This window comes from Rhizobacter sp. Root1221 (genome assembly GCF_001425785.1).
In the GTDB taxonomy this organism is placed as follows: domain Bacteria; phylum Pseudomonadota; class Gammaproteobacteria; order Burkholderiales; family Burkholderiaceae_C; genus Rhizobacter.
The window spans coordinates 16688-30094 of the sequence record NZ_LMDI01000024.1; the positions used below are offsets into that span (position 1 = coordinate 16688).

Annotated in this window: 11 protein-coding genes and 2 pseudogenes; 6 read left to right on the forward strand and 7 right to left on the reverse strand. The window is 67.5% G+C overall.

Annotation, left to right across the window (positions count from 1 at the left end; genetic code table 11):
* Positions 1-144 precede the first annotated feature (144 nt).
* The 3 genes from ASC87_RS18060 (at position 145) to ASC87_RS18070 (ending at position 3537) form a co-directional block, all read left to right on the forward strand.
* On the forward strand, positions 145-2439 hold the full coding sequence (locus ASC87_RS18060; protein WP_056665162.1) for an NADP-dependent malic enzyme: 2295 nt from the start codon (positions 145-147) through the stop codon (positions 2437-2439).
* Between the two features lie 226 nt (positions 2440-2665).
* On the forward strand, positions 2666-3094 hold the full coding sequence (locus ASC87_RS18065) for a ribonuclease domain-containing protein (RefSeq protein WP_369820774.1): 429 nt from the start codon (positions 2666-2668) through the stop codon (positions 3092-3094).
* 47 nt (positions 3095-3141) lie between these two features.
* Positions 3142-3537 (forward strand): barstar family protein, encoded by a 396-nt coding sequence (locus ASC87_RS18070; RefSeq protein WP_056665165.1) that lies wholly within the window; start codon positions 3142-3144, stop codon positions 3535-3537.
* 243 nt (positions 3538-3780) lie between these two features.
* Here ASC87_RS18070 and rsmA read toward each other — a convergent pair whose 3' ends face one another.
* Genes rsmA through ASC87_RS18085 form a run of 3 tightly spaced genes read right to left on the reverse strand, consistent with a single transcriptional unit; the run spans position 3781 to position 8239 of the window.
* Positions 3781-4557 carry a 16S rRNA (adenine(1518)-N(6)/adenine(1519)-N(6))-dimethyltransferase RsmA gene (rsmA, locus tag ASC87_RS18075; RefSeq protein ID WP_056665168.1) on the reverse strand — a complete coding sequence of 259 codons (777 nt, stop codon included), beginning with the start codon at positions 4555-4557 and terminating at the stop codon, positions 3781-3783.
* A gap of 25 nt (positions 4558-4582) precedes the next feature.
* Positions 4583-5914, reverse strand: a complete 1332-nt coding sequence (locus ASC87_RS18080) for a peptidylprolyl isomerase (protein WP_056665173.1) — start codon at positions 5912-5914, stop codon at positions 4583-4585.
* Positions 5915-5923: 9 nt separating this feature from the next.
* A complete protein-coding gene (locus ASC87_RS18085; RefSeq protein WP_162255180.1) occupies positions 5924-8239 on the reverse strand; it encodes an LPS-assembly protein LptD in 2316 nt (771 codons plus the stop codon).
* A gap of 176 nt (positions 8240-8415) precedes the next feature.
* On the opposite strand from ASC87_RS18085, the gene ASC87_RS18090 reads away from it, so the two are divergent.
* Positions 8416-9477, forward strand: coding sequence for an aminoglycoside phosphotransferase family protein (locus tag ASC87_RS18090; RefSeq protein WP_082568722.1), 1062 nt, complete (start codon positions 8416-8418; stop codon positions 9475-9477).
* Here the strand turns inward: ASC87_RS18090 and ASC87_RS18095 are convergent.
* A complete protein-coding gene (locus tag ASC87_RS18095) occupies positions 9471-10421 on the reverse strand; it encodes a LysR family transcriptional regulator (RefSeq protein WP_056665180.1) in 951 nt (316 codons plus the stop codon). The genes ASC87_RS18090 and ASC87_RS18095 overlap by 7 nt on opposite strands.
* Before the next feature lie 184 nt (positions 10422-10605).
* Here ASC87_RS18095 and ASC87_RS18100 point away from each other — a divergent pair, with 184 nt between their 5' ends.
* Positions 10606-11001, forward strand: coding sequence for a DUF4148 domain-containing protein (locus ASC87_RS18100; RefSeq protein ID WP_056665183.1), 396 nt, complete (start codon positions 10606-10608; stop codon positions 10999-11001).
* A 108-nt stretch (positions 11002-11109) separates the two neighbouring features.
* Here the strand turns inward: ASC87_RS18100 and ASC87_RS18105 are convergent, their stop codons facing one another.
* From ASC87_RS18105 to ASC87_RS33275, 3 genes and pseudogenes are all read right to left on the reverse strand, one after another.
* Positions 11110-11409 carry a hypothetical protein gene (locus ASC87_RS18105; RefSeq protein WP_056665186.1) on the reverse strand — a complete coding sequence of 100 codons (300 nt, stop codon included), beginning with the start codon at positions 11407-11409 and terminating at the stop codon, positions 11110-11112.
* A gap of 199 nt (positions 11410-11608) precedes the next feature.
* Positions 11609-11850, reverse strand: a pseudogene (locus ASC87_RS33270) (haloacid dehalogenase type II); the annotation flags it as partial.
* Between the two features lies 1 nt (position 11851).
* Positions 11852-12113 (reverse strand): annotated as a pseudogene (locus tag ASC87_RS33275) (haloacid dehalogenase type II); the annotation flags it as partial.
* A gap of 403 nt (positions 12114-12516) precedes the next feature.
* On the opposite strand from ASC87_RS33275, the gene ASC87_RS18115 reads away from it, so the two are divergent.
* Positions 12517-13395 carry a GNAT family N-acetyltransferase gene (locus ASC87_RS18115; RefSeq protein ID WP_056665188.1) on the forward strand — a complete coding sequence of 293 codons (879 nt, stop codon included), beginning with the start codon at positions 12517-12519 and terminating at the stop codon, positions 13393-13395.
* Positions 13396-13407 lie beyond the last annotated feature (12 nt).

Genomic DNA, 13407 nt, shown 5'->3' on the forward strand with positions numbered 1-13407 from the left:
GCGAGGGCCTCCTCTACGCAGTTTCGCGCATGTGCCCGGCCGCCGGGCGGAGTGCAATCGCGTTCCAGCACGGGTGTGCCGAACAACGCTCCTACAATCGCCGACCCACGCCCCGTCTCCAAGACCACCGCGAGAATCACCGTCATGGCCAACGCAGAAGAAAAACGCGCCGAACTCCGGCGTGCCGCCCTCGAGTACCACGAGTTCCCCACCCCCGGCAAGGTGGCCATTGCCGCCACCAAGCAGCTCGTGAACCAGCGCGACCTCGCGCTGGCCTACTCGCCCGGCGTGGCCGCGGCCTGCGAGGAAATCGTCGCCGACCCGGCGAACGCATTCCGCTACACCTCGCGCGGCAACCTCGTCGCGGTGATCACGAACGGCACGGCAGTGCTGGGCCTGGGTGACATCGGCCCGCTGGCCGCCAAGCCCGTGATGGAGGGCAAGGGCGTGCTCTTCAAGAAGTTCGCCGGCATCGACGTGTTCGACATCGAGGTGAACGAACGCAACCTCGACAAGCTCGTCGACCTGATCGCCGCGCTCGAACCCACGTTCGGCGGCATCAACCTCGAGGACATCAAGGCCCCCGACTGCTTCTACGTCGAACGCAAGCTGCGCGAGCGCATGAACATCCCGGTCTTCCACGACGACCAGCACGGCACGGCCATCGTGGTGGGCGCCGCGGTGCTCAACGCGCTGAAGGTCACCGGCAAGGACATCAAGAAGGTCAAGCTCGTGGCCTCGGGCGCCGGCGCCGCGGCGCTCGCGTGCCTCGGGCTGCTCGTGAAGCTGGGCGTGCCGCGCGAGAACATCTGGGTGACCGATCTGGCCGGTGTCGTGTACGAAGGCCGCACCGAGCTGATGGACGAGGACAAGATCACCTTCGCCCAGAAGACGCCGCTGCGCACGCTGGGCGAGGTGATGGCCGACGCCGACATCTTCCTCGGCCTGAGCGCCGGTGGCGTGCTGAAGAAGGACATGGTCGCGAAGATGGCGGCGCAGCCCATCATCCTGGCACTGGCCAACCCCACGCCGGAAATCCTGCCGGAAGAGGTCAAGGAAGTTCGCTCCGACGCGATCATCGCCACCGGCCGCACGGATTACCCGAACCAGGTCAACAACGTCCTGTGTTTCCCGTACATCTTCCGCGGCGCACTCGACTCGGGTGCCACCACGATCACCATCGAGATGGAGATTGCCGCGGTGCATGCCATCGCCGACCTGGCCCAGGCCGAGCAGAGCGAGGTGGTGGCTGCCGCCTATGCCGGCGTGAACCTGAGCTTCGGTCCCGAGTACCTGATTCCGAAGCCGTTCGACCCGCGCCTGATGATGAAGATCGCGCCGGCCGTGGCCAAGGCCGCCGTCGACTCCGGCGTGGCCACCCGCCCCATCGCGGACATGGACGCGTACCGCGAGAAGCTCAACACGTTCGTGTACGCCTCCGGCACCACGATGAAGCCCATCTTCTCGCTCGCCAAGGGCGCGAAGAACCGCCGCGTGGCCTACGCCGAGGGTGAGGAAGAGCGTGTGCTGCGCGCGGTGCAGATCGTCGTCGACGAAGGCCTCGCCCGCCCCACGCTGATCGGCCGCCCGGCCATCATCGAGCAGCGCTGCGAGAAGTTCGGCCTGCGCCTGCAGGCCGGGCGCGACTACGACGTCGTCAACGTGGAGCAGGACGACCGCTACCGCGACTACTGGCAGACCTACCACCAGCTGACCGCCCGCAAGGGGGTCACGCAGCAGCTCGCCAAGATCGAGATGCGCCGCCGCCTCACGCTGATCGGCGCCATGCTCCTGCACAAGGGCGAGGTCGACGGCTTGCTGTGCGGTACCTGGGGCACCACGTCGATGCACCTGAACTACATCGACCAGGTGATCGGCAAGCGCAAGGGTGCCAAGACCTACGCGGCGATGAACGGGCTGATCCTGCCGAACCGCATGTTCTGGGTGGTCGACACCCACGTGAACTACGACCCCACGGCAGAACAGCTCGCCGAGATCACCGTGATGGCCGCCGAGGAGATGAAACGCTTCGGCCTGAACCCGCGCGCCGCGCTGCTGTCGCACAGCAACTTCGGCTCGAGCCCCCAGCCGTCGGCCGTGAAGATGCGCGACACGCTGAAGCTGCTGCAGGAAACCGCCCCATGGCTCGAGGTGGACGGCGAAATGCACGGCGACGTGGCGCTCGACGCCAAGGCCCGCGAACAGATCATGCCGTTCAGCTCGCTGACCGGTGAAGCCAACCTGCTCGTGATGCCCAACATCGACGCCGCCAACATCAGCTACAACCTGCTGAAGACGGCTGCCGGCGGCGGCATCGCCATCGGCCCGGTGCTGCTGGGCGCGGCCAAGCCGGTGCACGTGCTGACCCCCTCGGCCACGGTGCGCCGCATCGTCAACATGACCGCGCTGACCGTCGCCGACGCCAACGCCATTCGCTGACCCTTCCACCAGGCGGAACTCGCACCCCGTGTCGCCGCCTGGCTTCACATCTCTTTTCAAACCCTGCGAACGCACGTTTCCCGCGTAAATCGTCAGTGAAAGCAAGGCGAAAAAGTCTTGTGAGCACGCACTATCGGCCCTCGGCCGCTGCCTTCTTTTGAGGCAGCGGCTTGAGCTTTTTCGCCCGATTCGGTAACATGACGGTTTGTCGTTCTAGGGAAAACCCGTGTCCTTCACCGCTGGGTCGGCCATTCGGCAAGTCTGTCGTCAGTTCGCTCCCAGCCTTGTCCTGGCCACCTCCGCGCTCATCATCGGTGCAGTGGTGCCCGAGGCTTGGGCCAAGGGGCCAACCCAAGGCAGCCTGACGGCGTCGGTCCAGGCCGTCGAACTCCCGGCACAAGCGGTGAACACCCTGCAACTCATCCAGCAGGGCGGACCTTTCCCCTATTCGAAGGACGGAGCGGTGTTCGGCAACCGGGAGCGTCTCCTGCCGAACAGCCCTCGGGGTTATTACCGCGAATACACCGTGAAGACGGTGGGCACGCGCGACCGGGGGGCCCGGCGGATCGTGTGCGGGGGCCGCGAGGTGACGGTCCCCGACACCTGTTACTACACCGACGACCACTACGCGAGCTTTCGCCGCATCGTGAAGTGACCGCCGGTGCCGAAGTCATTCATCTAGACCTAAGGAGGAACGCGACCATGCTGTTGCAGACAGTCCGTCCAAACATTGTTCAGTCGATACGCGCCTACCGCGTGGAAGACCTGCAGGACGCCGCCCAAAGCGTCGGCCAGCACTTCCTCTACGCCAACCTGACTGCTGCGCAAAGCAAGCAGGACGTGATGGAGGCCATTGCCGAGTCCTTCTTGTTCCCGGCACACTTCGGCAAGAACCTCGACGCGCTGTACGACTGCATGACGGACCTCGTTCACAAGTCAGGCACCCAGCCCGGCTTCGTGGTGGTGCTCGAACAGTTGCCCGACAACCCCCGTTTCGACCGCGAGGCCCGCGAGCAACTGCTCGATGTGTTCCGCGACGCGGCGGATTTCTGGGCCGAGCGAAAGATCCCCTTCCGCTGTTTCTATTCTTTTCAGTAGCCCGCTCCCAAGAACAAGGGTCATGGGAGCGGGCTAACGATACGGCCCCGATTGCTGCTGAAAAACCGGCGAAACCCGCCTCGAAGAACGCCGCCAACGCGAACTTCGGCATGAACATGCCGATGATGAGCAGCGCGTTCGACACGTCGATGTGGCTGAGTGCTGCCTGACGGCATCCTCACACCGCCTCGATGAATGAAGCCCGCGTCAGCGGGCTTTTTTCATGGCGGCTGCGGCCTGTGTTCAGGGCCGGCCAGGCAGCGCCGCCACGGCCGCGGCCAGCGCCAGGTACTCGGCCACCGGCACCTCCTCGGCGCGGCGGCTCAGGTCCACCTCGCCCGAAAAGCCCCGGGCGTCGAGCCACTTGCCCAGCGTGTTGCGCAACACCTTGCGGCGTTGCGAGAACGCGGTGGTCACCAGTTCCCCCAGCAGCGCGGCGTCCACGCCCGCGGGTGCCGGCAGCGGGTTCATGCGCACGATGGCCGAGTCCACGCGCGGTGGCGGGTCGAAACACTCGGGCGGCACATCCAGCACCGATTCGATGCGGTAGCGCCACTGCAGCATCACGCTCAGGCGGCCGTAGTCCTTGCTGCCCGGTGCGGCGGCCATGCGGTCCACCACCTCCTTCTGCAGCATGAAGTGCTGGTCGGCCACGAGGTCCACCACGTCGAGCAGGTGGAACAGGATGGGCGTGGAGATGTTGTACGGCAGGTTGCCCACCACCCGCAGCGGCTGCGTGTGGGCGGCAGCCAGCGCGGTGAAATCGACCTTCAGCACGTCGGACTCGATCACCTCGAGTTCGGGGCGCTTGCGCAGGCGCGCGGCCAGGTCGCGGTCGAGTTCGATGACGGTCAGGTGCTTGCACCGTTCCACCAGCGGGTTGGTCATGGCGCCCAGGCCCGGCCCGATCTCCACCAGCGCCTGGCCAGGCAACGGGTCGATCGTGTCGACGATGGCCTCGACCATCGCCCTGTCGGACAGGAAGTGCTGGCCGAATCGCTTTCGGGGGATGTGGCTCACGCGCGCGTTCCGGTTCGGGCGATTGTCACTGCGGCGGCTCGCGCATCTCGATGTAGGCACGCGCGCGCAGCTCGCGGAGCCAGTCGGTGTGCACTTCCTCGTATTTCTGCTCGCGCAAGGCGGCACGGGCCTGCTCGCGCTGCTGCTTCACGTCGACCTGCACCTCGCGGCGGCCCACGACCTGGATCAGGTGCACCCCGAAGCGCGACACCACGGGCTCGGAGATGCCGTTGATCTTGAGGCCGTTCATGGCTTCCTCGAACTCGGGCACGAATGCACCCGGCGCCACCCAGCCCAGGTCACCACCCTGCGGGCCGCTGCCGTCTTCCGAGTGTTCGCGGGCCAGGGACTCGAACGACTTGGCGCCGCTTTCGATCTGGCGCTTGAACTCGAGCAGGCGGCGGCTGGCGGCCTGCTGGGTGACCTGCTGCGTGGGGCGGATCAGGATGTGGCGGGCGCGCGTCTGCGTGACGGTGAGGTCACCGGCATCGCGGCGTTCGATCACCTTCAGGATGTGGAAACCCGCGCCGCTGCGCAGCAGCGTGGGCGACACCTGGCCGGGGGTGAGGTTGCGCACGACGTTCACGAAGATCTCGGGCAGGCGAGCCGCCGGCCGCAGGCCGATTTCGCCGCCCTTGTCCTTGTTGGCGTCGCCGGACAGCGCCTTGGCCTCGGCCTCGAACGAACCGCCCGCCTGGATGCGGGCGAGGGCCGCCTGGGCCACTGCCTCGCGCTCGGCCACGACGGCATCGGAGGCCCCCTCGGGCACCACCACGAGCACCTGGGCGATGTTGAACTGCGTGTTGGCCGCATCGCCCCGCTGCTTGGCGAGGTAGTCGTCGATCTCGCCGTCGGTGATCTTGATGCGGGCCTGCACCTCGCGCTCGCGGCTCCGCTCCATCATGATCTGGTCACGGACGTTGTTGCGAAAGCGCGTGTAGTCGATGCCCTCGGCGCGCAGCCGGTCACGCAGTTGCGTGGCGGTCAGCTGGTTCTGCGCGGCCACGTTGCCCACGGCCCGCTCGAGTTCGGCGTCATCGACGCGGATGCCGGTTTCTCGGGCGTAGGTGATCTGCACCCGCTCGTCGATCAAGGCGTCGAGCAGCTGCTTGCGCAGTTCGTCGTCGGGCGGCAGCCGGTTGCCGGTGCGGCGGGCTTCCTCGCGCACCTGGACCAGGCGCAGCTCCAGTTCGTTGGCGGTCACCAGCTCCTGGTTCACGACGGCCAGGATGTAGTCGGCGGTGCGGGGCACCGGCCGGCGCGTCTGGGCCTGCGAGAGCGGCGAACCGAGGCCGATCAAGACCGAGATCAGCAGCGGCGTCAGCAGGGCGCGGGAAAATCGGGGCAGTGACATCATGGGGGTGCTTCAGGGTGCAGCGGGCGCGTCGGATTCGTTGCGCAGTGGGCGGTAGCCCGGGATATTGTCCTTCAGGACCCGCGTGGGGTTGTTCGTGCCCAGGCGCGACAGGCCGACGAACTCGATTTCCAGGCCCATCTGCGTGGTGGCCTGGCTGGTGCTGGTGGACTGGCGCCGGGCCAGGACACGGCCGATCCAGCAGCCGGAGTCGTACTCGACGGCGCCCACCGAGTCGGTGACACGGCGCTCGAACAGGCTGTAGTTCACGCGGCCCGCCGTGAACCAGCTGCCGTTGCTGCACGACCCCGAACCACCGCCACCCTTGCGGGCCGGGCCGTACAACGGCCATTGCCAGGACAGGTCGACCTGCTCCGACTCCCCGACCTTGTAGCGGTAGGCGAGCCCGACGGTGCGGTAGCCATCGGTGGTGTAACGGGCGCCCACCACGGAACGCATGGTGCGCTTCTGGTCGTGGTTGTACTGGATGGCGGCGTCGAGGTACCAGCGGCGCGACAAGTTCGACGAGCCGAACAGCAGCACGTCGGAGAAGCTCTGCGTGACCGGTTCGCCGTCGTCGGGCGACACCCGCTGGTCGGCGAACAGGATGCGCTGGGCGATGCCCAGCCGCACGGTTTCGGAGCCAGTGACCGGGTCGAGCACGCGGGTGGTCACACCGGTGGTGAGCTGGTTGGCGTCGGACACCCGGTCCACACCCGAGAACGCGTTTTCGGTGTAGATGGAGTCGACGTTGAAGTCGCGCTCGGCCGAATCGAAGTTGGGCAGCCCGGCCTGCTCGCGGTAGGACGTCTTCACGTACAGGAGGCGCGGCTCGAGCGTCTGGCGCACCGCGCGGCCGAACCAGTCTGCGTCGCGCTCGAACGTCATCTGGGTGTCGACGCTGAACGACGGGATCACGCGGCTCACGTGCTTCTGGCCCTGGTACACGCCGGAGGTCACCGGGGTATCGAGCGCATACGACGCCGCGTTCATGCTGACCTTGGGCACGATGGACCAGCCCGGCGTGATGTACGGGAGGCTGAGCGCACCCAATGCGTGCGCTCGCGACCCGGTGATCCGCGTGGTGCCGGCGGAGGTGAGCGGCACGCGCGGGTCATCCGTGTACTGGTGCGGGTTCACGAACCGGTTGTATTCGGTCTCGAAACCCAGCTGGAGCCCGCCCGGCAGCGGCTGCGAGGCGCGCACGCCCACCTGCGGCAGGCGGTCGTACGGCGCTTCGAGCAACGGTTCGCTCAGGTCGTTGTCCTGCAGCACCTGCCAGCGTTTCACGCGGGCATAGGGGGTCCATCGGTCGAAGTGGCGGGACACCTTCAGATCGGCCCCCAGAAGGCGCGGCGTGACCGAGGCGCTGTTGACGTTGCGCGCGAAGTCTTTCCAGTAGTCGTTGTCGGAGACGCGCACGCTGTCGACCTGGTACAGCGTGTCGCCCGGCAAAGCCCCTTCGAGGAGCAGCCGCAGCGCGCCGCGGCTGCCGCCGGCCAGTTCGTCGCGCGGCAGCGTGTGCCAGCGCACGATGCCTTCGTGGGCGGGCTGCAGGTAGCGGAACTCGGTGTCGAGGCCCAGGCCGCGCCGCGCGCTGATCGACGGGGTCAGCGTCATGTCGCGGTTGGGCGCCATGTTCCAGTAGTAGGGGATGGAGAACTGGAACCCGCCCTTGCTGTCGAGCGTGGGGTTGGGTGGCAGCCAGCCGGACTTTCGGTCGTCGGACAGCGGGAACGTGAAACTCGGGGCGGCGAGGATGGGCACCCCGTAGAAGCGCAGCACCGCACCATCGGCGATGCCCTCGTTCTTGTCGAAGTCGAGTTGCACGCGGTCGGCTGACAACAGCCAGGCCGGGGCGCCGGAACCGTCGGGCAGGCAGCTGGTGTAGGTGGCGTCGTGGGCGACGGCGTGTTCGCGGTCGATGAAATCCCAGCGCGACGCGTTGCCGCCGGCCTTCGTGCGGGCGATGTAGTAGGTGGGGTGCGTGAAGTAGCCGGCGAACTTCTTCACCGCCAATTCGACCTCGGGACCGCTGAACCAGCCCTCGTCGCTCGTGAGGCGCACGTTGCCGGAACCGCGCGCGATGTCGGTGGCCTGGTCGTAGCTCAGCCGGTCGGCCTCGATGCGCAGGGGGCCCTGGCGCAACGAGACTTCCCCGGTGGCCACCACGGCGCCATCGGGTTTGCCCTCGATGTTGTCGGCATCGACGAGGATGGGTTGGTCACGGTCGGCCAGCGGGCCGGTCTCTGCCGCAGCGAACGGCGACCATGCCGCAGCCACGAGCATCGCACCGGCGCACAGGCGTCGGGCGGCGGCAGAGGGCACGGGCAAGGGGGACGAAGGCGGGCGAAGCAAGAGGTTCGGAGGCGAGACGTGCCGGTTGACCCGGGGGATTGCCGGACGCCTCAGGAACTGCAGGGCGCGGGGGCAGCGGTTTGTAGAATCGGGATTATCCACGAGGGTCCGGTCCTCGGCACCCTCAACCCTGCCCATCCTGCGCCATGTCGTCATCCACCTCCCCGACTTCCCCCCCCATCGCCTGGACGGACCCGCAACGCCAAGCCGCTTTCGAGCAGTGGCTCGGGGGCCTGGCACCGGCACACGGCATCGACCCGGCGACCGTTCGCAGCGCCAGCGCCGACGCGAGCTTCCGCCGCTACTTCCGGGTGGACACGGCCGATGGCCCGCGCATCGTGATGGACGCCCCGCCCGCGCAGGAAGACTGCAGCCCGTTCGTGCACATGGCCGGCCTGCTGCGCGGCGCCGGGCTCAACGCGCCCGAGGTGATCGCATGGGACGAGGCCCGCGGCTTCATGCTGCTGTCCGACCTCGGCGACCGCACCTACCTGTCCGCCCTCGACGACGGCAATGCCCGCGCACTCTACGGTGATGCACTGGCCGCGCTGGTGCGCCTGCAGGGCATCGCCGCCGAGGGCCTGGTGCCGGCCTACGACCGCGCGCTGCTCGCGAGGGAAATGCAGTTGTTCCCCGACTGGTACGTGGCGCGGCACATCGGCACCGAGCTGTCCGACGACGAGGCCGCCAAACTCGCGGCCTGCGTGGGGCTCATCCTCGAGAACAACCTCGCGCAGCCCTCGGTGCTGGTGCACCGCGACTACCACTCACGCAACCTGATGCTCAGCGGGGAGCCCGGCAGCGCGGCCAACCCCGGCATCCTCGACTTCCAGGACGCGGTGTGGGGGCCCATCACGTACGACGTCGCGAGCGTGCTGCGCGACGCCTATGTCGAACTGGACGAGGAAGTGCAGATCGACTACGCCGTGCGGTACTGGGAGCGCGCGCGCAAGGCGGGCCTGCCGGTGGGTGAAGACTTCGGAGCGTTCTGGCGCAACTTCGAATGGATGGGCCTGCAGCGCCACCTGAAGGTGCTCGGCATCTTCGCTCGGCTGTCACACCGCGACGGCAAGGACACCTACCTCGACGACCTGCCGCTCGTGTGGCGCTACGCCCACCGCGTGGCCTCGCGCTACAACGGCCTCGGCCCCCTCGCCCACCTGCTGGAGCGCCTGGCCGGCACCGCCCGCATCGAAGGCTTCTACTGACGCACGCCACAGCCCGCGGCGCCCAGCCACGGGTCCTTTTCCTCGCCGCCGAACGTGGCGACGAGGAAATCGATGAACGCGCGCGTGCGTGCCGGCACGTACTTGCGCGTGGGCATGGCCGCGTAGATCGTGGTGGTCATCAGGTACCACTCGGGCAGCACCCGCTCCAGCGCGTTTTCGAGCAACGCATCCTCCACCACGTAGGACGGCAACGGCGCCAGGCCGAGCCCCGCCAACGCACCGGCGTACATGGTGTCGATGTGGATGGTTCCCAGCGCGGGCCGGTGCAGGATGATCGTCACGTCGTCGTCGTCCGGGGTGGATGACGGGAAGTACCGGTGGAACGTGGCCTCGCGCGCGAACGTCGGGATCATGGCCTCGTGGCCCAGCAGCTCGTTCGGGTGCTGCGGGCGGCCCTTCGCATCGAGGTACGCAGGCGCCGCGCACATCACCACCTCGGACTTGGCCAGGCGGCGGGCGATGAAGTCGCCGTCGAGCACCTGGCGGGTGGACGTGATGATGGTCACGTCGTGGTTCTCGTCCACCGTTTCCACCACCCCCGGCACCGACAGCTCGAGCGTGACCAGCGGGTAGGCCTCGCGGAAACGCGGCAGGTGCTTGGCCAGCTGGTGCACCGCGAACGCGGGTGGCACGAGCACGCGCAGGTGGCCGCGCGGCTCGGACGTGGCGGCGCTGGCCTGGGCCTCGGCCTCGTCCACCTCCGACAGGATCTGGCGCACACGCTCCAGGTACAGCTCGCCCGTGTCGGTGAGCGCGAGGCGGCGCGTGGTGCGGTTGATGAGGCGTGCGCCGAGGTGCTCCTCGAGGTCGGCGACCAGCCGGGTCACCACTGCCGCCGAGAGGTTCATCTCGCGCGCGGCCCGGGCAAAACTGCCCTCGTCGATGACCCGCGCGAACACCCGCATCGAATGAAGTCTGTCCATGCGCTCGCTCCAATCATTTCATTTGCAGCAACACGTAGTTTACGCTTTGCCCGTTTATTGATCGAGTCGCAATGCCTACAGTAGAGCCATCGATGAGACGAACACCTCACCGAAGCAGGACAAGACGGCAACGAGGCCGCCGTGCCCGGCACCTCCAAACCTCCGTGACCCAAGGATTTCGATCATGAACCGCAAGCAACTCTTCGCCGCCGCCGCCCTCGCCGTTCTGGGCACCACGTCCGCCTTCGCCGGTGGCGAGTTCGACCCGCTGACCGGCTTCGGCCCGGCGCCGGCCCGGTCCACCCAGCGCGTGGCCGTGACGCAGGCTGACCGGGCTTCGGTCGAGCGTTTCGACGCCGGCACTGCGTACGCCCAGGCCCCGGCGTCCCCGTCGGGCCTGACCCGCGCGCAGGTGAAGGCCGAACTGGCCCAGGCCCGCGCCGACGGCTCGATCGCCGACTTCGACACCGGCCTGCACTACGCACAGGCCCCGAAGGTGCCATCGACGCTCACCCGCGAGCAGGTGCGTGAAGACACGCGGTTGGCGCTGCGCGCCGGGCGTGTGGGCAGCGGGTCCTGAACCTGGCGCCTTGCCGCGCAAAACAAAGCCGCCTTCGGGCGGCTTTTTTGCGTGGCAAGGCTCATGTGCGTGGTTCGGGGAGGGGGATAGCCACGGGCCGCGCCGCGCTCATCGCTCACGAACCAATTGAGCGTATCGCCAGACTCCCCAGATAACTCCGACGGTGACGCCGATCCCGACGCTCCAGCCCGCCGGAAGGCCCAAGCCGAATGTCAGCAAAAGCATCAACCCGGCGCAGACCAGCGCGACAAGAACCATCGTGACGAAATCGAAGCGTGCGACCTCGAACGTGTCCTCGGCAACACTGCGGTCACGGCGACCGTGCTTGCGGCGCAGCGCCCTGAACAACAAGACATCGGCAACGAAATCGAAGAACCCGATGACGAGATCGCCCAATATGCTCCACATGCGGATGCTCCATTCGCGGTAACACCCTTGGTTGTCGCGGCGCTATCGATGGTCCGACCAGGGCGGGGCGGCGGATCATTTCAAGATGCTACCTTGCTTCCGACATGGGATGCCCTTCACAGCGCTTTGTCAGGCGCCTCCTCGTGCAGCAGCAGGAAGCGCCCGTCGAGCGCCACGACGTGCGAACGCCTGGGGAACGTCAGAGGCCGACCACGCCGGGCAGGCCGCCGATGTCGGCGATCTCGGTGTAGCGGTATGCCGGGTTGCCGGGGCCGTGACCGCGGTTGACGAACACCTTGTTGACGATGCCCAGGTCGTCGGCCGACATCAGGTCGTAGCGCATGCTGGAAGACACGTGCAGCACGTCTTCCGGATTGCAGCCCAGCGAGTCGAGCATGTATTCGAACGCCTGGCGTCGCCGGGCCGAGGTCGGACAGGATGNGAGAAGGCAGAGGGCAAGCGACGCGAAGCGACAGCTTCCATTTGCGGCAAAGGCGGCGCACGGCGTTCTTCAGCACCACCTCGTAGGGCTGCCAGGCGCCGAGCACCTCGTCGAAGCGGTAGGCGGCGAAGTCGGCCACGAACTGGTCCATCTGCTCGCGCGCAACGCGGTCGGCGAACATCTCGCGCGCCATGTCGCCCATGCGAAAGCGCGTCAGCGTGCCGTAGCAGTCGAAGGTGATGTACTTGGGACGAAAGCTCATGGTCTCTACTCCTTGAGTGACAGGTGTGACAGATGCGATTGCGGTGAACTCGACCTGGGTGATTTCAGCACGCAGCAGCGATCGGGCTGTACGGAAATGCGGCGGCTGACGCGCGGAATCTGCGGTTCGAAGGGCCGCGGCAGCATGCGATGCGGTCCACCCTGCGGGGGAATTCATCGATGGGAATCCGCGATCGAGATTCAGGACCCCGAACAGCACGCGATGCCTGCAACCTGTCATGGCATTTGTGTGCGCCAGCGCGCGCGTTGCGGCATTGAATAGCGAAACAGGCGGCCGCGGCAGCCGATGCTTGCGAGTTGCGGCAATGTGCGAATTCGGTCTGGCGAATCGTGTCGAACTCGTCCAAGATGGGTGCGTGTTCAATGCCCACAGAGGCTCTCCGATGCCTGAAAGCACCTTGGTTGCACCCGCTGTCGACGACGTGGTGCTGAGACCGATGACCGCCGCAGACCTGCCGCTCGCGCATGGGCTGACTGCCGAGTTGCGCTGGCCGCACCGGCTGGCGGACTGGGAGCAGGTGTTCGCGCACGCGGAGGGCATCGTCGCCGAGCGCGCCGGCGAGCTCGTTGCCACCGCGCTGCGCTGGCGCTGGGGCGAGCGTCACGCCACCATCGGCCTGGTGGTGGTGACGCCCGCATGCCAGGGCCGGCGCATCGGACACAGGCTGATGAGCACGCTGCTCGAAGGCCTGGACGCGCACACGGTGTTGCTGCACGCGACCGCCGAAGGGCAAGGCCTGTATGAGCGGCTGGGCTTCGTGCGCACCGGGGAGCTGCGCCAGCACCAGGGCACGGCGCAGTCGGTGCCCCCGGTCGCGCTGCCATCGGGCTGGCGGGTGCGGCCCGCGGACCTGCACGACGCGCCTGCGCTGCAGGCACTCGACGCTGCGGCGCGCGGCATGCCACGCGATGCGTTGATCGCCGACCTGCTCGACAGCGCCGACGCCTGCGTCGTGCTGGACCAAAACACCGAGCCGCGTGGCTTCGCGATGCTGCGCCGGTTTGGCCGGGGCCACTTGATCGGGCCCGTGGTGGCGCCCGACGCTGAAGGCGCCAAGGCACTGATTGCGCACCTTGCCGGCATCAACGCCGGGCACTTCACACGCATCGACATCGATTTCGCGACCGGGCTGGCCGAATGGCTCGAGCGCATCGGCCTGCTGCGCGTGGACGCGCCAACCACGATGGTGCGCGGCGCGCCGCTCGAGACGCCACCCGGCGCATCGACGCTGTTCGCGACCGTCACGCAGGCCGTCGGCTAGGCTCCGCGCCCA

Excerpts from the sequence above, each read along its gene's own strand:
- ASC87_RS18080 (WP_056665173.1), bottom strand. The coding sequence starts at position 5,914 with ATGATGTCACTGCCCCGATTTTCCCGCGCCCTGCTGACGCCGCTGCTG.
- ASC87_RS18090 (WP_082568722.1), top strand. The coding sequence starts at position 8,416 with ATGTCGTCATCCACCTCCCCGACTTCCCCCCCCATCGCCTGGACGGAC.
- ASC87_RS18070 (WP_056665165.1), top strand. The coding sequence starts at position 3,142 with ATGCTGTTGCAGACAGTCCGTCCAAACATTGTTCAGTCGATACGCGCC.
- ASC87_RS18095 (WP_056665180.1), bottom strand. The coding sequence starts at position 10,421 with ATGGACAGACTTCATTCGATGCGGGTGTTCGCGCGGGTCATCGACGAG.
- ASC87_RS18100 (WP_056665183.1), top strand. The coding sequence starts at position 10,606 with ATGAACCGCAAGCAACTCTTCGCCGCCGCCGCCCTCGCCGTTCTGGGC.
- ASC87_RS18115 (WP_056665188.1), top strand. The coding sequence starts at position 12,517 with ATGCCTGAAAGCACCTTGGTTGCACCCGCTGTCGACGACGTGGTGCTG.
- ASC87_RS18060 (WP_056665162.1), top strand. The coding sequence starts at position 145 with ATGGCCAACGCAGAAGAAAAACGCGCCGAACTCCGGCGTGCCGCCCTC.
- ASC87_RS18105 (WP_056665186.1), bottom strand. The coding sequence starts at position 11,409 with ATGTGGAGCATATTGGGCGATCTCGTCATCGGGTTCTTCGATTTCGTT.